The following is an 18005-nucleotide window of genomic DNA, read 5'->3' as shown; positions in this document are numbered from 1 at the left end:
GATCATCCACATCCATGATCAGGTAGTGCTCGAAGCACAGGTCGGGCACGTCGTCGTAATCGATCGACGGCATGCGCCGGGCGAACGCCCGCCGTACCGTTCTCTCCACTTCTGCCGCGTCGAAGGTTGCGGCAGCGACCGAGAAGACGGTGTCGCGGGCCGGCATCCCCGTCACCGTCCCGGGAAGAGCGTCTTCGAGGGCTTCGCCGACGGTCTTGAGCATCACCTCGCCGCGTTCCACGGTGTGGGCCGCCCGGATGAGATCGATCTCGGGTACGCGCACCAGGGTCGCGCGGACGGTCGCGTGCGCGCTCAGCAAGCGGACCGCCTGTCGGCGCAACGCTCCACGGTCATGCGCGCGGGTGCCGGGCGCGGGGGCGTCGTCGAGCTGCCGGCCCATCAGCACGGCGCCCGCCGAGACGAGCACGATGGCCACGGCGCTCGCCGCCGCCGTCGACTCGGCCGACACCGGCCCCGGGGAGGTCAGGACGCCGGGGCCGAAGATCGCCGCGGCCGCAAGGCGCACCAGGTTGTAGGCGGCGTACACGCCCAGCGTCCACGACAGGAGTCGAGCGGCTCTCAGATCGCCCAACGGTCGACGGGCGCACTCGAGCGCCCCCAGAGCACCGAAGACGACCAGCCCCGCCGTCTTCAGCAGCGTCGCATCCTCGAGGGCGATGAGGAATGTCAGACCGAACATCAGGATGGCGCCGGCGCCCGTGCTGACCGCGCCGATCGCCCGGCGGCCGTTCAGGCGTCGAGCCCCCGCCCAGAGCAGACCGGGGGCGAGAAGGTTCGCCGCGTTGCCGCCGGCGGCGGCGCCGACGCCGCCTCCGGCCGTCTCGAGCGCGTTCATCGCGCCGCAGACGAGCGCTGCGACCGCCGCTAAGCCGAAATACCGCACCATATCGGCCCGGGGTCCGCCGCGGTCGTCCTCGGGGCGCCCGTGGGCGAGTATCAGCATCGTCAGGGCGACGCCGGCCGCGAGGATCGACGCGAGCAGGGCGAGGACGATCACGAGTCGTCTCCTTCTGCGGCGCCGACGCAATCTTGAGGAAATCTTGCGTAGACGGTCGTCGTGGGAGGCGGTCGTCTTGCGGTGAACCTACCAGAGTGGGACATGGCCGATACGCCACTACACCGATAGGAAGACACCGCCATGACGGATGCGCGCAGCTTCACCCCCGACGCCCGGGAATTCAGCCTGCACTCGCGCGAGCTGGCGGCGGCCGAGGAGCACGGCTTCGCCGACGACTTCGCCGCGGTCCTCGAGAACACGTCGGTGCACCGCTCGACGATCGGATGCGTCATTCCGGCGTACAACGAGGAGGAGTCGATCGCGGACGTGATCGAAGCTCTGCTCTCGCAGACGCGGGTCCCCGACGTCATCCACGTCGTCGTCAACAACACCTCGGACGCGACCGTCAAGATCGCCTCGGAGTACAGCGGTCCGCACGAGATCCACACAGAGCTCGGCGAGCAGTTCACCGAGGTCTTCGTCCACGACATCGGCAAGAACCCCGACAAGAAGGTCGGGGCGCTCAATTACGGCTACTCGCTCGTCGAGGGGTACGACTACCTGCTCGGTGTGGACGGCGACACGATCGCCGACAGCAAGGCCGTCGAATACCTCGAGACCGAGGCCGTCTCGGACTCGCGCATCGGCGGGATCTCGGCGATCTACACCATCGATGACAAGCCGATCAAGGGCCTCATGGCGCGTTTCCTGACCGCCGGTCAGCGCACGCAGTTCGCCGCCTTCAACCTGCAGAACATGCTGCGCGGTCGAAACATGGCCGTGCTCGGGGGGCAGTTCTCGATCTTCTCGACCAACGCGCTGCGCGACGCGATGAAGCAGAATCACCAGTCGACGCCGTGGGTGAAGGACTCCGAGGTGGAGGACTCGCTGCTCTCGCTGCAGATCAAGAGCGCCGGGTACCTGACCAAGATCAGCCCCTACGCGCGCGCCGACGTGGGCGGCATGACGACCCTGTCCGGGTACGACGCGCAGCAGGTGAAGTGGACGTACGGCGCGATCGAGCTCATGTGGCCCGGCCAGCGCGGCGACACCAAGGGACAGCCGTTCCACCCCAACCTGCGCCTGCGCTGGTTCGAGAACTTCGGCATGCTGACCAACCTGTTCGTGCGCGTGGCCTTCCTGACACTCCTCGCGGGGTCGCTGTCGATCGGTGCTTTCGTCTTCTCTCCGCTCTGGCTCATCCCGCCCGTGATCGCGATGCTGCTCAACCTGCGCATCGCCCGCACGATGAAGAACGTCAACCGCACGGATATCCTCTTCGCGATCCTGTTCCTGCCCGCCGAGCTGTTCATGTGGATCCGCATCAGCCACTTCGTCCGCTCGTGGACCCGCTTCCTCTCGCGCAAGAAGGTGGACAACTGGGCGATGCAGGCCAAGGCGGAGCGCGGTGGCGGTCTCGGCCACTGGACGCCCATGGTGGTGCTGATCGCCGTGGCGATCGCGCTCGCCGTGATCTGGGTCATGGTCGGCCCGATGGTGCAGTCCTCGATCCTGTGGATCGGGTGGCCCATCGTCGGTGTGGTCACCGTGCTCCAGACCCTCCTGATGTTCTCCAAGCTCGTCCGTCGCCAGCACGGCTTCAAGGTCTGACGGACCCCCGATCTGATCGCCCGAACGCGTCAGAGAACACGGATGCCTCGGCCCTGGGGAGGGTCGAGGCATCCGTCATGCGCGGGTGGATCTCACGGCGCGGCGAGCAACTCCGACGTCAGGCGATAGCCGACACCGCGCACCGTCTCGATGTAGCGCGGATTCGCCGGGTTGTCGCCGAGCTTGCGGCGCAGGTTGGTCATGTGGGCCTCGATGGCGCGTTTGTCGGCCTCGCCGACGAAGTAGCTCGTGACGTAGGACTCGCCGCGCAGGACGAGGGTGAGGTCGGCCTTGCTGCGCACCCGGCGCTTGGACTCCATGAGGGTCGCGAGGAGGTCGAACTCGGTGCGGGTCAGGTCGAGCTCCTCGCCTGCGACCCGCACGAGGCGACTGTCGGGGTCGAGCTGGAGATCGCGATGGGCGACCCAGGTGCCACCGGTGGGCGTCAGCTCGCCGGCGGGCGCGCGGTGCGTGATCTCGGTGCCGGGTGCGGACGCCCGGGGCTCGGGGCCCTGCGACGACGGCACGACCACGGCGGCGGCGGGCGCGGGCGCCGGAGCCGCGACGGGAGTCTCGGTCCGCGGTGCCGGGAACGACGGGCCCACGCTGTCCTGCCGGGGAGCGGAGGAGGGCGCGGCGTCACCGCTGCGCGGACGACGCAGGAGCGCCTCGATCCGGGCCCGGAGTTCGCGGGGGCGGAAAGGCTTCACGACGTACTCGTCGGCTCCGGCGCCGAGTCCGAGGACGACGTCGGCCTCCTCCTCGAGGCCCGTGAGCATGATGATGTAGGTGTCGCTCTGCGCGCGGATGCGACGGGCTGCTTCGAACCCGTCGATGCCCGGCATGTTCACGTCGAGGGTGGTGATGAGCGGCTGGTACGCGATCACGGCGCGGACGCCGTCGATGCCGTTACCGACCGACACCGTCGAGAAACCGGCCGACTCGAGCACCTCGACCAGGAGGTGTCTGATGTCGGGATCGTCTTCGACGATGACGGCTGTCTTCAGCAGCTCGGTGCTGTCGCTCATTTGACCCACTCTTCCGGCTTCGCACGAGATCGTGCCCGCGTACTCCCCCGAGACACGGCGTCGCGACGCGACGAGCGCAATCTTGGCACATTTCGCGTGCGCATCCCGTGATGCGCGCGTCAGCGCTGCTCGCGCGTCAGCTCCACAGCGGCATCCGGCCACCACGTGCCCGCGTCCGGCCCGCCGTTGCACGAGCCGTCGCTCTCGCCCGGCGGTTTGATCCACAGGTTGGTATCGACGACTCCGTCGCCGTAGGTGCCGCCCGGGCTCCCGACCAGTCTGCCCGAGGGGTTGCACCACTCGGATCCCGCGGGTCCCGCGCCGTTGCGTGAGGTGTCGATCACGGCGTGGAGTCCTCCGAGCTGGTCGGACAACGCGTGGGCGTAGTCGAACTCGGCGGCCGTGTCCTGGTAGTTCGACACGTTCAACGCCACGCCCCGCACGTCGGAGAGCAGTCCGGTCGCCCGCAGGAGCCCCGCCATCTCGGCGGGAGGATGCCAGGCCGAGTGGCCGCCGTCGAGGTAGATCCACGTGTCGATTCCGCGGATGCCGTCGACCGCCGTCCGGAGGTAGCCGGCGCGGTCCTCGATCGAACCGCACGAGGAGGCCAGAGCGATGCTGTCGGGCTCGAGGATCACGATCTTGCGGACATCCGAGGCGTTCGCGAGCGCGTCGCCGATGCGTGCGGTCCATTCCCGATAGGAGTCCGGGTCTAGGCCGCCCGCGGAGTGGTTTCCGCAGTCCCGATCGGGGAGGCCGTAGACCGCGACCGACAGCGTCGCCTTCTGCTCCCGCGCTTCGGCGGCGAGGTGGGCGACGCGGTCCCACACTTCGTCGATCGGGTCGATCTCGGGGGTGAGCCAGTACGTGGTGGGCTGCGCGGCCAGCCACTGCGCGGCGGCCGTCTGATCCGCGTCGGCGTCGTCGCGTCGCGCTGCCTGCGCGGCCTTGGACTCGTCGGCGACGACGATCTTCGTGTCGACGGCCGGGGGTGCGGCCGCCAGGGTCCGGAAGAGCGTCGTGACGAGGTTTCCCACGACGGCGATTCCGACCACCAGGGCCACGACGACGACGACCGCGCCGATCGCGAGGACGAAGCGCGGGATGCGACGCGCGCGCTCGGTGATCCGTCGTCTCATCGTCACTTTCCGACTCTAGTCGAGGGCGTGCCGGGCGGCATCGGAGTAGTTAAGTCCACTCGTCGGGATAGGCTGTGGGCGTGGGGAAACTGGTTTACAACACACTCGGTCACTCGTTCGACATCGAGGACCGCACGCTTTCCCACCTCCGCGTGGTGTTCATGAACAAGCTGCGTCGCGGCGAGCCGTTCATGTTCCACTTCCCGATGGGCGACGGCAGCGGTACGCGGACGCTGTGGATCTCTCCGTCCATCCCCCTCGTCTTCCATTTCTACGGCAGTCGCGCGCCGCAGCTGAACCGGCGCTGGGTCGAGGAGCTGATGAACGAGGCGAGCGCGCCCCAGGGTCTCAGCATCGTGGCCGAGCCCGACCCCGAGTCGGCGTCCGCCGTCTGAGCGGCCGCGCGGCTCACGCGCATTCCGCGTCCACGACCTCGCGCACGCGGTCGAGGAAGGCGGCGACCTGGCCGGCGGTGTCCTCGGGAAGGGCCAGGGCGAACTCCCGGATCCTTGCCGTGACGGGGTCGATGGCGTCGGGGTCGGCATCCCGATCGAAGGGGACGACGTATTTGCTGCGCCGATCGGAGGGGTTGGCGACGAAGCCGATCAGGCCGCCCGCGTGCAGGCGGTCGAGCATCCCGGTGACCGAGGCCGTGGAGATGGCCAGAGCCTGAGCGATCTCGGTCGGTGTCACCCCCGTTCCCGCGTCCGCGCGTTCGAGGATGAGGCGCATGGCTGCGCGCGCGTTCTCGCTGGGGCCGCAGTCGGTCTGGCGGCGGCGGGCGAGACGGGCTTCGGCGAGTCGCAGACGTTCGACGGCGCGCGCCGCCGTCGTGGCCTGGTCGTCGTCGATCTCGATGGTCATCAGTCTCCTCGGGCGTCTCAGGCCCCCGTCGGACAGTGTAGTTCGGTAGCCGAGATTCCAGTTGACCGATCTAATCCGGCCCCGGTATAAAAACCCCGCGTACGTCCGGAATTTCCACCCTCGTCACTTGTGATAGCTAGGTTGTCTAGTAAAATATCTGGTGCAGGGATACTCGGAAGGAGAGGCTCTTGGGCTTACTGTTCTACGGCTCCTCCGAGAGCCCGATCCGCGTTCCGGACCGCGTGCTCGCGCACGTGAAAGTCGTCATCGCCACCAAGCTCCGGCGGGGTGAGAGCTTCACCATGTCGTGGCGTCATCCCTCGGGCGAGCATGCGGGCCGCAGTACGATCTGGATCCAGCCCTCGATCCCCCTGCGCTTCGTCTTCGGCTCCACCGAGCCCGAGATGCTCGACCCCGCTCTGCTGCAGGCGTACGCCACATCGGCGAACTCGTCGAGCGGCCTGACGGTCGACCTCGAGGAGCACGGCGCCACCGCGACCGCACCGGCGGGGTGATTCAGGCGCGGCCCGCTGCGTGACGGTGGGCGATGGCCGACATCCACTGCATTCCCGGACACGGAGGAGCGGCGCGCCCGCGCATGCGCTCCCACGCTTCGACGTAGATGCCCTCCAGCAGAGCGTCGGCGCGAGCTGCGATTCCGGTGAGCGCCAGCAGGACCGCGTAGACGCGGGGCGCGGTCGCATCGTAGAACGCGACGAATGCGTCGCAATCGCCCGTCGCCGCGCGCCGCAGAAGGGCGTCCAGATCGTCGTCGGTAGTGGCGGGGCTCGCCGCATCGGTCATCGTCATGGACACCTCCTTCGTTTGCATCAGTCAACCGCGCGCGGCCGTCGGCGGCCTGGGCTTGCGTAATCGGGACGGGTGATCTAGCGCCCGTCGACGGCGGTGAAAGGGCGACGGGGTGGACGTCAAGCCCGCACGGTCGGTTCGGAGCGATCGCTAGCGTTCCCCCATGAGATCTGTTGTGCGCTGGGCTCTGGCCCTGGCGATGCTGTTCGCCGGCGTGTCCCACCTGACGTTCGCCCGGCAGGATTTCCAGGCGCAGGTGCCGGACGCCCTCGTCGAGAAGGGCCCTCTCGATCGCGACGCGGTGGTCGTGGCATCCGGTGTCGTCGAAGCGGCTTTCGGACTCGCCCTGCTCGCCCTGCCGCGCGAGCGGCGGCGCATCGGTACGGCGCTGGCGGCCTTCTTCGTAGCCATCTTCCCGGGCAACATCGATCAGTGGCGCAAGGGTCGTTCCGCCTTCGGTCTCGACACCGATCGAAAGCGTCTGGTGCGTCTGTTCTTCCAGCCCGGGCTGGTGGCCGCCGCCTGGTGGTCGACGCGCTGAACCATGACGGACGTCGTCAGTCTCGAACTCCTTCTGGACGAGGAGACGGATGCCGCGGTGCGCGCCGAGTGGGACGCGCTGGCGCGAGCCGGCTTGCCCAGCCAGGCGCAGCACAAGGGCGAGAGCAACCGCCCCCACATCACTCTGCTGGTGCGACCGGGTCTTCTCCCGTTCACCGCGGAGCCGCTGTTGCCCCTGTTGCCCCTGCCGCTGACGCTGGGGGCGCCCCTGCTCTTCGGCGCGGGCCGTACGCGCGTCATCGCGCGGTCGGTCGTCCCGACGGCGGGACTGCTGACGCTGCACGCCCGCGTGCACGAGACGGCGGGTCCCGGGGGCGATGCGGATCACACGCGTCCGGGGGCGTGGACGCCCCACGTCACCATCGCGCGGCGGGTACCGATCGAGCGCGTCGGAGAGGCGCTCGCCGTGTGGTCCGAGACCGCCCAGCAGGAACTCACGGCGCGCGCCGTGGGACTGCGTCGGTGGGATGCCGCGTCCCGGACCGTGACGGACCTCGTCGGTCATGGCACCCTGGACACGTGCTGACCGACGAAGCGCGCGACTTCCTGCGCGAGTATCACCTGGCCACCCTCTCGACGATCGGACGGGACGGTCGCGTCCACGCGGTCCCCGTGGGCTTCACCCATGAGGACGGTGTCGTCCGGGTCATCGGATCCCGCGGGACGCAGAAGTTCGTCAACGCGGCCCGCGACGGCCGGGCATCGATCTGCTCGGTCGACGGAGCGAAGTGGATTAGCTTCGAGGGGCCGGCGCGGGTCACGGACGATCCGGATGCCGTCGCCCGCGCCGTCGACCTGTACGCGGCGCGCTACCGCCAGCCGCGGGTCAACCCCGACCGGGTCGTTCTCGAGATGACCGTCGAGCGGGTGCTCGGCTCGGCGGCCTTCCGCGCCTGAACCGCTTCGGCGTCCGCCTGGCAGAGGCCGCGGGCCGGACGCGATATTGTTCAGACGTCACTCCCCGGACACGGTTTTATCGAACGCTCGACGAGAGGCGCATGCGGGTGGGGTCACAGTCACGGACGAGACGACGGTCGGCTTCGGTCCACCACTCTCCGCGGGCGTTCGGCGACGGGGGTCCGTCCTCCCGCGGACCCTTCGCGGCTCCTCCGCGGATCGTCGCAGAGGGGATGCCGACGTGACCGCCGACCCGTCCTTGGACAGTCGTCTCGACGACGTGCTGCGCACCCTGGCCGGTCGCGTGCGCCGGCTCCGCGAGGACCGCGACCTGTCACTGGTGGAGCTGTCGTTCGAGTCGGGGCTGTCGGAATCCCGTCTGCGGGCGATCGAGGCGGGCCGCACCACGGCGTCGCTGGCGACCCTCGTGGCCCTGGCCGAGACGTTCGAGATCGGCGTCTCGGAGCTGTTCGCCGAACCCGCCTCTGAGCGATCGGTCGCTGACGCGGCCTCGTCGGGTGAAGTCGCGTAGGGTGGGGAACTGCCCCCGGCGCCATGGTTGACGGCGGCGCCCACGCCCGCCGCGACGGCGAGTGCCTACGTGGTGCCGAGCGAGGTGGTCTGGGGAGGGGAACTGCCTCCCGCCCCGTGGACCGACTCGATCGCTCCTCGCGAAATGCCCGAACCATCCTCTGCCCCGAGCGCTCCGGCTCGCGAGGTGTCCCGCGCGGTCGCGCCCGGTCGCCTCGTCGCCACCGAGCAGACCTGGGGCGGGCCTCTGCCGAATGCGGCATGGGACGCGGGAGTGCCGGCGCCCCCTCCGCCCGGGAACGGGGGCGGCCACGAGGCTCCACCGGAGCCGCGCCCGGTGGCCGGTGCGGCATCCCGGGCTTCTGCAGCCTCTCAGGTGCACCGCCGCGCGGCCGAGCAGGGCATGGGTGGGACGTCGCGCTACGTGCTGGTCGCGCCGGGGGCGGGGGCCCCGAAAGAGCTGCGCACCTTCGCCGACCTGCGCGAGGGGGTTCTCGCCGGCCGGAACTTCCGATCGCTGCGGGAGTTCGCGGTCGCAGCCGTCACCGAGGCCGATCATCCGCTTCCCGCGGTCGCCCGCGTCTTCCGGCTTCCGGTGTGGCGCCTCGAGCAGTGGGTCGTCGAGTCCGGATACACCGTCCGCTGAAGGGTGGGGGTGCGGCTCGCGCCGCACCCCCACCGCGGCCTCAGAGGGCGCGAAGCTTGTCGAGCAGAGGCGCCGCCACCTCGTCGACGAAACGCTGCTGCTGGGCGTCGCCGACCTGGACGATGGCGATGTCGGTGAAGCCGGCGTCGATGAACGGCCGCACGCTCTCGGCGAGTTCGTCGAGGTCGGGGCCGCAGGCGATCGACTCCGCCACGTCCTCGGGGCGGACGAACTGCGAGGCGCCGGCGAACCCCGCGGGCGTGGGCAGGTCGGCGTTGACCGACCATCCACCCGCGAACCAGCGGAACTGGTCGTGCGCGCGGGCGATGGCGGCATCCTTGTCCGGATCCCAGCTGATGGGGATCTGACCGATCTTGCGGGACTCGCCGTCGTGGTGCTCGTCCCACCCCGACACGATGTCGGCGTCGGGCTCGGTGGTGATGAGGTGATCACCCAGAGGGGCGAAGGCCTTGATGGAGTTCGCACCCGAGACCGCTACTCCGATCGGGACGCCACCCTCGGGGGCATCCCACACGCGCGCGGAGTCGACGCGGAAATACTCGCCGTCGTAGGTGACCAGGTCGCCGGTGTGCAGGGCGCGGATGATCTCGATGGCCTCGACGAGCATGTCCTGGCGGGCGTGCACCGCGGGCCAGCCCTCGCCCACGACGTGCTCGTTGAGGTTCTCGCCCGAGCCCAGGCCCAGGGTGAATCGGCCGTCCGAGAGCAGCTGAAGCGTCGCGGCCTTCTGCGCCACCACCGCCGGGTGGTACCGCACGGTGGGGCACGTGACGTACGTCATCAGCTCGACGTCGGTGGTGGCCTGGGCGACGGCGCCGAGGACCGTCCACGCGTAGGGGGCGTGGCCCTGGCTGGTCAGCCAGGGGGAGTAGTGGTCGCTCGAGACGAGGAAGTCGTAGCCGGCGCGCTCGGCGCCGATCGCGTAGTCCACGAGAGCCTTGGGGCCGCTCTGCTCGGTCATGAGGGTGTAGCCGAATCGCGTCATGCGGCCACGGTAGGACGCGCGTGGAACGGGCCCGGCGGGGTTGCGCTCCGCGCCGTGATGCGGCAGACGACGGCGGGCCCGCGGCTGACGCCGCCGGCCCGCCGTGTCGACCAGGGCTCAGTCTTCGGGGGCGTGGATGACCTTCTCGCCGTCGAAGGTCTCGCGCTCCTTCTTCTGCGCGTCGTTCCGGGTCTTGCGCAGGCTCGCCACCGTGGCGACCGCGACCGTGGCGGCGATGAACAGCAGCGAGAACCAGATCGGAATCTCGGGCACCCACAACAGCGGCTCGCCGCCGTTGATGAACGGCAGCTCATTGACGTGCAGGGCGTGGAAGACGAGCTTGACGCCGATGAACGCCAGGATGACGGCCAGGCCCTGTGCGAGGTACACGAGGCGCTCGAGCAGACCGCCGATCAGGAAGTAGAGCTGACGCAGACCCATCAGAGCGAAAGCGTTGGCGGTGAAGACGATGTACGCCTCGTTCGTCAGGCCGTAGATGGCGGGGATCGAGTCGACCGCGAAGACGAGGTCGATGAAGCCGATCGCGATGATGACGAGCAGCATGGGGGTGACGAAGCGCTTGCCGTCCTTCTTCACGGTGAGCCTGTCGTCGTTGTACTCCTCGGAGACGGGGAGCACGCGCCGCACGAACTGCATGAACTTGCCGTTCGCCGGGTCGCTGTCACCGTGCGAGAACGCCTGCCGGTACGCCAGGAAGAGCAGCAGGGCGCCGAAGATGTAGAAGATCCACGAGAAGTTCTCGATGAGGGCCGCGCCGACGGCGATGAACGCGCCGCGCATGATCAGGGCGATCACGATGCCGATCATCAGCACCTTCTGCTGGTACTTCTTCGGCACCGCGAAGCCGGTCATGATGATGAGGAAGACGAAGAGGTTGTCGATCGACAATGCCTTCTCGGTCAGGTACCCGGCGAAATACTCCCCGCCGAACGTCCAGCCCGACACGACGCCGATGCCGACGCCGAACAGCAACGCGAGGCCGATGTAGAACGCGGACCAGCGGGCCGACTCTCCGATGGTCGGTTCATGCGGCTTGCGCACGTGCGCGAAGAACTCGAACACGAAGAATGCGATCGTGATCGCGATCGTGATGATCCAGATGAGGGGGGTGACGCCCACGGCGGCCTCCAAGGGAAATCGGTGTACGACGAGACACCAAGGTCTCCTCCGCCCGGCGAGATGGGCCGACGTCCCGGGCCCACGATGGCGTGGACCGTATTGACGAGATCGTCGCGACGGGAGTACTCCCCTTGCTCCGTCGATTGTACGGGAGCCGCCTGGGAGAGCGCGGACTAGACACGTCTCGATCCGCTGTGGTACCCGCGGCGAACACGTCGCGGGGTGACGCGCAAGCCCCAGCGGCGTCGCCGCGGTGTCCGAGAGGATGCCGGGACACTGCATTCCGAGGAGGATGACGATGACCGATCGAGAAGAGACCCAGGACGCTCCCGTCATGGACGGCGCGACCGACGCCGGTGTCGACGAGAAGAAGGACGGAGCGCGCGAACAGCGCGCGGCCGATGCGGCGGTCGAGGACGACGCCGCCCAGGAGGACCTGCAGGACGATCTGCGCAGCATCCGCGGATACGGCGAGGACCGCTGATCCCCGGACGGCTCCCGTCCGGAGCCCGGTGGGGGACGGGCTCTACGGACGGGAGTCGTCGAGGCGTCCGAGGGACGCCGTCCGCATCGGCGATGCCGTGTCGCGGGAAGGCAAGGGTATGCCGCGCCCGAGGATTCGGCCCCGAATCCCAGCGGATCCGAAGGCGCGAACCCTCCGGATCACTCCGCCTCGTCGGTCGGGATCTCGCCCGCGGCGATCGCGTCGGCGTACGTGCGGATGTCGGGGCCCGGTTCGTAGTCGATGAAGCGATCCTTGATGCGTCCGTTGATCTGAGCGAATGCGTCGTCCGACGAGATGCCGTCGTTCTCGCGTGCGACCGCGACGACGGCTTCGCGCAGGACACGGTCCGCGTCGTCGAGGATCTTCTGGCGGGCGGGCTCGTTCCAGGTGATGTCCGAGATGTTCATGGCGACACGATAGGTCGGGCCGGAAGCACGGATCCCGGGCTTGCGGTCCGGGCGGTGATGTGCGGCGCACCCGTACGCAACCCCCGTGCGTTCGTCGCGCTCGCGTCGAAGATGGGGGCATGTCGATGGATGCCGTGACCCCGGCGGTCAGCCTCCGGCAACGCCTCGCGTGGTGGGCGCGCGACTACATCTACGCGGTTCGAGGTCAGACGCGTGCCCTCACCGGTCGCACGGCGCCCGACGCACTCGCCGAGGGACCGGGGGTGCCGATCGTCCTGCTTCCGGGGATCTACGAGACGTGGCGGTTCCTGGAGCCGCTCGCCGCGGCCGTGCATGCCCACGGTCATCCCGTCCACGTGGTGACCGAGCTCGGTGGCAACAGGCGCCCGATCGCCTCCTCAGCGGCGCAGGTGTCGGCCCTCATCGAGGCTCGGGGCCTGGCCGAGGTCGTCCTGCTCGCGCACAGCAAGGGCGGACTCATCGGAAAGCACGTGATGGCCTTCGACCCCGTGGGGGCGCGCATTCGCGGCATGGTCGCGGTCGCGACGCCCTTCGGCGGGTCGCGGTACAGCCGCGTCATGCCGACCCCCTCGCTGCGCGCATTCGCGACGGGGGATGCCACGATGCGAGCGCTCGCCGCGTCCGCCGAGGTCAACACCCGGATCGTGTCCATCTACGGCCCATTCGATCCGCACATACCGGAGGGCAGCGAACTCGCGGGAGCGCGCAACATCGAGCTCGACGAGGGTGGGCACTTCCGCGTCCTCGCCTCTCCGCGCATCGTGATCGAGGTCATCCGCCTCGCGGGCTAGAGCGGCCGGCCGCGCGCGCTCAGGGTAGGAGCACGGTTCCGACGTGGTCGTCGCTCCGGAGGGCATCGGATGCCACGGCCGTCACGACCATCTCCTCGACGGCGATCGTGCCGGACAGCGTCGTCAGGAAGGCCGTGTCCGCGGCGTCTCGGCCCGTGGCGATGCGTACGAGGTGCGGACGCGGCGCGAGTCGCGTGGCATCCACGGTCTCCCATCTCCCCTCGACGAACGCCTCGACGACCGCATGGAAGTCCATCGGGTCCAGCCCGGGGGCGAAGGCCGAGACGAGGCGAGCCGGCACCCCCCGTGCGCGCAGAAGAGCGATCGTCAGATGCGCGTAGTCGCGGCAGACGCCCTCACGTGCGCGGAGCGTGTCGGCGGCGGAATCGGTCGGTCCGCTCGAGCCGGGAACGTAACGGAGATGCTCGTGAACCCATTGGGACACCTGGTGGAGCGTGTCGCGTGCGGACGCGTCCGGGAATCGCGACGCCGCCTCGGTGAGGGCGTCGGAGGGGGCGTATCGACTGGGTCGCAGGTAGATGACGGGGTCGAGCTCGTCGGATGGCGCGGGAGCGGCCGGGGCGCGGGTCTCCGCGCGATAACGCACCGTCACGCGTCCCCGGGGGAGGCTGACGCGATGGAGTCTGGCCCCGTGCGCGTCCGTGCTCGAAAAGACCTCGACCGGCTCATCGACGGCGACGACGACGAGCTCCTCGTCGTCGACCCATGCGGCGGGCGGCGCGATCGACAGGACCACGTCGGCGTCGGTCTCGGCGCGCAGGACGAGGTCGACCGAGACCGTCGCCCTCATGCGGCGACCCCCGGCGCGAGGGGAGCAGACACCGACGACTCCTGAGCCGTGCTCGCCAGGCCGCAGCAGCCGCCGCTCCGCTCAGCGCAGACATCGGCCACCGCGCACCGCATCCTTTCCAGAAACGCGGTGACGGCCTGCGTCTCGCCCTCGCTCATGCCCCTCGTCGCCTGCATCATTCGCGTGTGCATCGCGGCGAGCGTCTCGCGCATCTCCGCGTCCGCGTGGGAGGTGAGGGATACGACCACTTTGCGGCGATCCGACGGGTGAGGGGCGCGGACCACGTGGCCCGAGCGCTCGAGCCGATCGAGGAGAGCCGTGACGGACGCCGTCGAGACCCCGAGGTGGCGGGCGAGCGTGATGGGGGTCACGTCATGGTCGACGGTGCCCGCCCGCGTGAGGAAGCGCAGCACAAGCAACTCGTTCTCTCCCATGGCCATCGACGTCTGCGTCTGCCGGCGCATGGTCATCTCGGCCGCGCGGTAGAGGCGCATGGCCTCCATCACCCGTGCCCCCCGCTCGTCCTCGGTGCTCTCGCTGTACCAGTACGACGGAGGCGAGGTGCTTTGCCCGGTCATCCACGCTCCTAATAACTCGCTTGCCTATTCGCTAGTCTAACTAGTAAGTTGTCGCTCAAGCAAAGAGCAGAGGGGTACACCATGGCGAAGCTTTTCTACGGCACGACCACCGAGCCGATCACGATCGATGACCGCATGCTGGCGCACGTCAAGGTGGTTGTCGCGACCAAGCTGCGCCGGGGCGAGAGCTTCACCCTGTCGTGGGTGCACGGTGCGAATGAGCCGGTGGGGCGTTCGACCATCTGGTTGCAGCCGTCCATTCCGCTGCGTTTCGTCTTCGATTCCGAGCAGCCGGAGTCCCTCGACCAGAACCTCCTCAAGCGCATGGCGAATGACGCCAACTCGTCTCGCGGGCTCAGCCTGGACATCGACGTCGAGGAGCCCGCCGTCCGCACCCCTGCGCGAACCGCCCCCGCCAAAGCCGCACGCTCGCTGGCCCGGGCCGCGTAATCGGCCCCCTGCCGGTTTTGACATCTCGGCGCAGCCGCGACGTCCCCTCTACGCCGCGTGTCCGCGCCGGCGACACCTCATCAGAAAGAAGAAGATGGACCCCATCGCGTCCTGGGATCTGCCCACAGAGCCCCTCACGATCATCACCGCAGGGGATCTCGAGGCCGTCACTGCCGCGTGACGTCGCCTTCGCCATCAACGGGCGGTGTTCGGCCCTCGGCCCGGATGCGCAGAACGCCAAGGGCGAAGAACACCGCCCCCACCGTCAAGAAGCCGAGCTTCGGGGCGATGGGGGAGTCGGCGGGGAAGACCAGAGTCGGCATCGCGCAGACGAGCGCCGAAACGGAACTCGCGGTCGCCCCGAGCGGGAACCTCGTCGGTCGCGTCATCGTGTACCTCCCTTCCCGCGTCTGCGGCCAGCATAGGCGCGACGCGTAGCGCTCTCGCGTCCATCCGTCCAGCGTCGCGCTTTCGGATCGGGTGCTGGCTACGGTGACCGGACCGACGAAAGGCACATCCATGCGTTCCCCCCTCATCGCGACGACCGTCGCAGTCCTCCTCGTCACCGGTGGTGCGGCCCCCGCCTTCGCTGCATCGCCGGTGCTCGAGAAGTCCGTTACGGTCTCCGCGGTATCACCGATGGGCGCGGCGACGTCCACGACGGTTCCTCTCGTCACCTCGTCCGGCGTCGTCGATGACGGTCCCGCGCAATCCGATCCGGATCCCGAGGCGGAGGGTGGTCGGCTCGCCTTCGTTCTCGTCCCCCTCCTTGCGGCCGCCGTCGTCGTCGTGGGAGCGATCGTCGTCATCGCCCGCGGCCGACGCGGTCGGCGGGGCGACTGACGACGCCGCTCACGGGACGATGTAGCCCGCCGCCCGGACCAACGCGTACCACTCCGCGCGCGTCAGGGCGATCTGCGATCCCGCCGCAGCATCCGTGATGCGCTGCGGGGTGGTCGTGCCGAGGACCACCTGGATGCCGGCCGGATGCCGCGTGATCCAGGCGACCGCGATCGCCAGAGCGGTGACGTCGTAGCGCGCCGCCAACTCGTCGATGACGGCGTTCAGCTCGGCGTACTCGGGGTTCCCGAGGAAGGTGCCGCCCCCGGCTCGCGTGCCCTGGATCGGCGACCATGCCTGGAGGGTGATCCCCTCGATCCGGCAGTACTCCACGAGCCCGCCGCCGTCCCGGACGACCGATTGCCCGGTGCTCTCCATGTTCGACGCGAGCCCCTGGACGAGGAGCGGGGCGTGCGCGATCGACAACTGGACCTGATTGGCGACGATGGGCTGACGAACGGCCGTCCGCAGCAGGTCGATCTGCCGGGGCGTGTGGTTCGAGACGCCGAAGGCGCGTACCTTTCCGGCGGCCTCGAGGTGATCGAATGCCCGCGCGACCTCTTCGGGCTCCACCAGCGCATCGGGGCGATGCAGCAGGAGGACGTCGACGTAGTCGGTTCGCAGCGCGCGCAACGACGCCTCGACGGAGCTGACGAGGTGGTCGTACGAGAAGTCGAAGTACGGACCCTCGCGGACGATGCCCGCCTTGGTCTGCAGACGGATCTCGTCGCGCTCCGAGGAGCTGAGGTCGAGGGCCTCTGCGAACCTCGTCTCGGCGGAGTGGAGGGATTGCGCGTAGATGTCCGCGTGGTCGAAGAAGTCGATGCCGGCGTCGCGAGCCGCGGTGTAGAGGGCTTTGACCTCGTCGTCGGTCTTGTCGTCGATGCGCATCATGCCGGCGACGACGTTGGGGACAGCCGTTCCGGTGGGGCCCAGGGGGAGTGTTCGCATCCCTCGACGCTAGTGCGCTGCCGGCGGCTCCGGGGGGAACGGATCGGCATCGCTCTCGTGGTCGTGCTCCGCTCGGGAGTCGGCCGCCGTCTCGGGGTTCGCGCGACCGCTGTCATCGAGCGGTGCGGGGGCGTCCTCAGCGGACGCGGACTCCGGTTCGGCGAGCCTGCCGCCTTCGTCCAGCTCGCGCGGGACGGCGCGCAGCAATTCGCTCAGCTCGGCCATGAAGCTGGCGAGCTGTTGCTGCTGCCACCGCAGATCCCGCGCGCGATCCTCTGCGTCGCGCAGGGCCTGCGTCGAGTGGTCCGTGATGCGGGCCGCGATGTGGGCCGCCCGGTCGCGTGCCGTGTCGAGCGCCGCACGAGCCCGAACCTGCGCGTCGGCCTCGATCTGCTGCGCTTGAGCGCGGGCCAGGCGCTCGAAGTCGTCGGCGCGCGCACCGATGCGCCGCGCGTGCTCGAGGGCCGAGGCCACCTGATCGCTGGCGTCGGAGGTGATGCGCTCGGCGTGCGCCACGGCCTGATCGTGCAGCACCATGAACTCCTGCTGGGCCTCGTCCTGCCGACGGGTGAGCGACTCCTCGAACTCCAGGACGCGGGCGGTCATCTCGCGGACGTCGTGCTCGGCCTTGGCTCGGAGGTCGCCGGTCTCGCGCGACACGAGGCTCCGCAGGGCCGCGGCCCCCTTCTCGGATTCGGTGCGGATCGCGGTCGCCTCGCGCTCAGCCTGGGCGACCTTCTCTGCGGCGTGAGCGCGCTCGCGCTCCAGACGCGCGTCATGGGCGGTCGCCTCCGTCTCGATCCGGAGGCGCACCTGGTCGGCATCATGCTGCGCCTCGGCTCGCAAGCGCGCCTGCTCCGCGACGGCCTCCTCGCGAAGCGCCGCCGCTTCGTCCTGGGCGCTGATGAGCAGGCGGTCGGCTTGGGCCACCGCGTTCTGCACGAGGACGGAAGCCTGCTCTTCTGCCACCCGCAGGATCGCCTCGAACTGCTGCCGCTCCTGGCCCGGGTCGGCATCGGCCTGTGCAACGAATTTCTCGGACAGCGCCGAGACGCGGGTCTCGGCGTCGGCGACGCGCGCGGAGGCGGCGCGGAGTTGATCGTTCAGCGAGGCGACCTCGTCGGCGTACCCGCGGACGGTCTCTTCGGCCTGACGCTCGAACTCGGTCCGCATTCGAGCGATCGTCGCGTCGGCGCGCTCACGCTCCTCGTGCGCGTCGACGGTGAGGCGGCGCACGCGGTCGGCCAGGGTCCGGACGGCCTCGTCGACGGCGTCGCGATCGTATCCACGGAAGCCGACGGGGAACACCGGGGGCGTATCGGAGTCCGACCCGGTGTTGCCCAGCAGGGCATCGAGCGGGGACTCGTCGGCGGGCGGCGGGGGAACGGTGGGTGCGGGAC

25 protein-coding genes are annotated in these 18005 nt (G+C 69.4%); 12 read left to right on the top strand and 13 right to left on the bottom strand.

The window, feature by feature from the left end; genetic code table 11:
- Nucleotides 1-1018: hypothetical protein (locus DBR36_RS14125; protein WP_219927664.1), on the bottom strand; the 1018-nt coding region annotated here is incomplete at its 3' end.
- A gap of 141 nt (nucleotides 1019-1159) precedes the next feature.
- On the opposite strand from DBR36_RS14125, the gene DBR36_RS14120 reads away from it, so the two are divergent.
- Nucleotides 1160-2629 (top strand): glycosyltransferase, encoded by a 1470-nt coding sequence (locus tag DBR36_RS14120; RefSeq protein ID WP_108320396.1) that lies wholly within the window; start codon nucleotides 1160-1162, stop codon nucleotides 2627-2629.
- A 92-nt stretch (nucleotides 2630-2721) separates the two neighbouring features.
- Here the strand turns inward: DBR36_RS14120 and DBR36_RS14115 are convergent, their stop codons facing one another.
- Both DBR36_RS14115 and DBR36_RS14110 read right to left on the bottom strand, forming a co-directional pair.
- Entirely contained in the window at nucleotides 2722-3657 is a 936-nt protein-coding gene (locus DBR36_RS14115; RefSeq protein WP_181373615.1) for a response regulator transcription factor, read from the bottom strand.
- A 119-nt stretch (nucleotides 3658-3776) separates the two neighbouring features.
- Complete coding sequence (locus DBR36_RS14110) at nucleotides 3777-4796, bottom strand: glycoside hydrolase family 6 protein (protein ID WP_108320394.1); 1020 nt, start codon at nucleotides 4794-4796, stop codon at nucleotides 3777-3779.
- 80 nt (nucleotides 4797-4876) lie between these two features.
- Here DBR36_RS14110 and DBR36_RS14105 point away from each other — a divergent pair, with 80 nt between their 5' ends.
- Nucleotides 4877-5191, top strand: coding sequence for an ATP-dependent DNA ligase (locus DBR36_RS14105; RefSeq protein WP_108320404.1), 315 nt, complete (start codon nucleotides 4877-4879; stop codon nucleotides 5189-5191).
- Between the two features lie 13 nt (nucleotides 5192-5204).
- Here the strand turns inward: DBR36_RS14105 and DBR36_RS14100 are convergent, their stop codons facing one another.
- Nucleotides 5205-5660, bottom strand: coding sequence for a MarR family winged helix-turn-helix transcriptional regulator (locus DBR36_RS14100; RefSeq protein WP_108320392.1), 456 nt, complete (start codon nucleotides 5658-5660; stop codon nucleotides 5205-5207).
- 188 nt (nucleotides 5661-5848) lie between these two features.
- Between DBR36_RS14100 and DBR36_RS14095 the strand changes: the two genes are divergently transcribed.
- Nucleotides 5849-6175 (top strand): hypothetical protein, encoded by a 327-nt coding sequence (locus DBR36_RS14095; RefSeq protein ID WP_108320390.1) that lies wholly within the window; start codon nucleotides 5849-5851, stop codon nucleotides 6173-6175.
- A gap of 1 nt (nucleotide 6176) precedes the next feature.
- Here the strand turns inward: DBR36_RS14095 and DBR36_RS14090 are convergent, their stop codons facing one another.
- Nucleotides 6177-6470 (bottom strand): hypothetical protein, encoded by a 294-nt coding sequence (locus DBR36_RS14090; RefSeq protein ID WP_108320388.1) that lies wholly within the window; start codon nucleotides 6468-6470, stop codon nucleotides 6177-6179.
- 163 nt (nucleotides 6471-6633) lie between these two features.
- Between DBR36_RS14090 and DBR36_RS14085 the strand changes: the two genes are divergently transcribed.
- The 5 genes from DBR36_RS14085 to DBR36_RS14065 all read left to right on the top strand — a co-directional run bounded on the left by DBR36_RS14085 (nucleotide 6634) and on the right by DBR36_RS14065 (nucleotide 9105).
- A complete protein-coding gene (locus DBR36_RS14085) occupies nucleotides 6634-7011 on the top strand; it encodes a MauE/DoxX family redox-associated membrane protein (protein WP_108320386.1) in 378 nt (125 codons plus the stop codon).
- Nucleotides 7012-7014: 3 nt separating this feature from the next.
- A complete protein-coding gene (locus DBR36_RS14080; RefSeq protein ID WP_108320384.1) occupies nucleotides 7015-7557 on the top strand; it encodes a 2'-5' RNA ligase family protein in 543 nt (180 codons plus the stop codon).
- Nucleotides 7551-7928, top strand: coding sequence for a PPOX class F420-dependent oxidoreductase (locus tag DBR36_RS14075; RefSeq protein ID WP_108320382.1), 378 nt, complete (start codon nucleotides 7551-7553; stop codon nucleotides 7926-7928). The genes DBR36_RS14080 and DBR36_RS14075 overlap by 7 nt, the downstream gene beginning before the upstream one ends.
- Before the next feature lie 241 nt (nucleotides 7929-8169).
- On the top strand, nucleotides 8170-8460 hold the full coding sequence (locus tag DBR36_RS17870; protein WP_181373614.1) for a helix-turn-helix domain-containing protein: 291 nt from the start codon (nucleotides 8170-8172) through the stop codon (nucleotides 8458-8460).
- Between the two features lie 375 nt (nucleotides 8461-8835).
- Nucleotides 8836-9105 carry a hypothetical protein gene (locus tag DBR36_RS14065; RefSeq protein ID WP_146185372.1) on the top strand — a complete coding sequence of 90 codons (270 nt, stop codon included), beginning with the start codon at nucleotides 8836-8838 and terminating at the stop codon, nucleotides 9103-9105.
- Between the two features lie 40 nt (nucleotides 9106-9145).
- Here the strand turns inward: DBR36_RS14065 and DBR36_RS14060 are convergent, their stop codons facing one another.
- Nucleotides 9146-10111, bottom strand: a complete 966-nt coding sequence (locus DBR36_RS14060) for an LLM class F420-dependent oxidoreductase (RefSeq protein ID WP_108320376.1) — start codon at nucleotides 10109-10111, stop codon at nucleotides 9146-9148.
- A 117-nt stretch (nucleotides 10112-10228) separates the two neighbouring features.
- Complete coding sequence (locus DBR36_RS14055; protein ID WP_108320402.1) at nucleotides 10229-11251, bottom strand: TerC family protein; 1023 nt, start codon at nucleotides 11249-11251, stop codon at nucleotides 10229-10231.
- Nucleotides 11252-11549: 298 nt separating this feature from the next.
- On the opposite strand from DBR36_RS14055, the gene DBR36_RS14050 reads away from it, so the two are divergent.
- On the top strand, nucleotides 11550-11735 hold the full coding sequence (locus tag DBR36_RS14050) for a hypothetical protein (RefSeq protein ID WP_108320400.1): 186 nt from the start codon (nucleotides 11550-11552) through the stop codon (nucleotides 11733-11735).
- Between the two features lie 179 nt (nucleotides 11736-11914).
- Here the strand turns inward: DBR36_RS14050 and DBR36_RS14045 are convergent, their stop codons facing one another.
- The gene (locus tag DBR36_RS14045) at nucleotides 11915-12163 is read right to left on the bottom strand and encodes a hypothetical protein (protein ID WP_108320374.1); all 249 of its coding nucleotides are present in this window, start codon (nucleotides 12161-12163) and stop codon (nucleotides 11915-11917) included.
- A gap of 119 nt (nucleotides 12164-12282) precedes the next feature.
- On the opposite strand from DBR36_RS14045, the gene DBR36_RS14040 reads away from it, so the two are divergent.
- Nucleotides 12283-12975, top strand: a complete 693-nt coding sequence (locus DBR36_RS14040) for a triacylglycerol lipase (protein ID WP_258222865.1) — start codon at nucleotides 12283-12285, stop codon at nucleotides 12973-12975.
- Nucleotides 12976-12994: 19 nt separating this feature from the next.
- Here DBR36_RS14040 and DBR36_RS14035 read toward each other — a convergent pair whose 3' ends face one another.
- Together DBR36_RS14035 and DBR36_RS14030 are read right to left on the bottom strand one after the other, a co-directional pair.
- A complete protein-coding gene (locus DBR36_RS14035; protein ID WP_108320372.1) occupies nucleotides 12995-13786 on the bottom strand; it encodes a transglutaminase family protein in 792 nt (263 codons plus the stop codon).
- Nucleotides 13783-14364: a MarR family winged helix-turn-helix transcriptional regulator gene (locus DBR36_RS14030; protein ID WP_108320370.1), complete on the bottom strand. Its 582-nt coding sequence runs from the start codon at nucleotides 14362-14364 to the stop codon at nucleotides 13783-13785. Before DBR36_RS14030 ends, DBR36_RS14035 begins: the two co-directional genes overlap by 4 nt.
- An 81-nt stretch (nucleotides 14365-14445) precedes the next feature.
- Between DBR36_RS14030 and DBR36_RS14025 the strand changes: the two genes are divergently transcribed.
- On the top strand, nucleotides 14446-14814 hold the full coding sequence (locus DBR36_RS14025) for a hypothetical protein (protein WP_108320368.1): 369 nt from the start codon (nucleotides 14446-14448) through the stop codon (nucleotides 14812-14814).
- A gap of 167 nt (nucleotides 14815-14981) precedes the next feature.
- Here DBR36_RS14025 and DBR36_RS17395 read toward each other — a convergent pair whose 3' ends face one another.
- Nucleotides 14982-15203 carry a hypothetical protein gene (locus tag DBR36_RS17395; RefSeq protein ID WP_146185371.1) on the bottom strand — a complete coding sequence of 74 codons (222 nt, stop codon included), beginning with the start codon at nucleotides 15201-15203 and terminating at the stop codon, nucleotides 14982-14984.
- Nucleotides 15204-15333: 130 nt separating this feature from the next.
- Here DBR36_RS17395 and DBR36_RS17390 point away from each other — a divergent pair, with 130 nt between their 5' ends.
- On the top strand, nucleotides 15334-15657 hold the full coding sequence (locus tag DBR36_RS17390) for a hypothetical protein (RefSeq protein WP_146185370.1): 324 nt from the start codon (nucleotides 15334-15336) through the stop codon (nucleotides 15655-15657).
- A 9-nt stretch (nucleotides 15658-15666) separates the two neighbouring features.
- Here DBR36_RS17390 and DBR36_RS14010 read toward each other — a convergent pair whose 3' ends face one another.
- Both DBR36_RS14010 and DBR36_RS14005 read right to left on the bottom strand, forming a co-directional pair.
- The gene (locus DBR36_RS14010) at nucleotides 15667-16605 is read right to left on the bottom strand and encodes an aldo/keto reductase family oxidoreductase (RefSeq protein WP_108320362.1); all 939 of its coding nucleotides are present in this window, start codon (nucleotides 16603-16605) and stop codon (nucleotides 15667-15669) included.
- Nucleotides 16606-16614: 9 nt separating this feature from the next.
- Nucleotides 16615-18005, bottom strand: a 1391-nt coding sequence (locus DBR36_RS14005) for a cell division initiation protein (RefSeq protein WP_181373612.1), incomplete at its 5' end; no start/stop codon positions are given.

It is taken from the genome of Microbacterium sp. HMWF026 (assembly GCF_003061325.1).
Taxonomy (GTDB): domain Bacteria; phylum Actinomycetota; class Actinomycetes; order Actinomycetales; family Microbacteriaceae; genus Microbacterium; species Microbacterium testaceum_E.
This window is presented reverse-complemented; position numbering and strand designations above follow the sequence as displayed.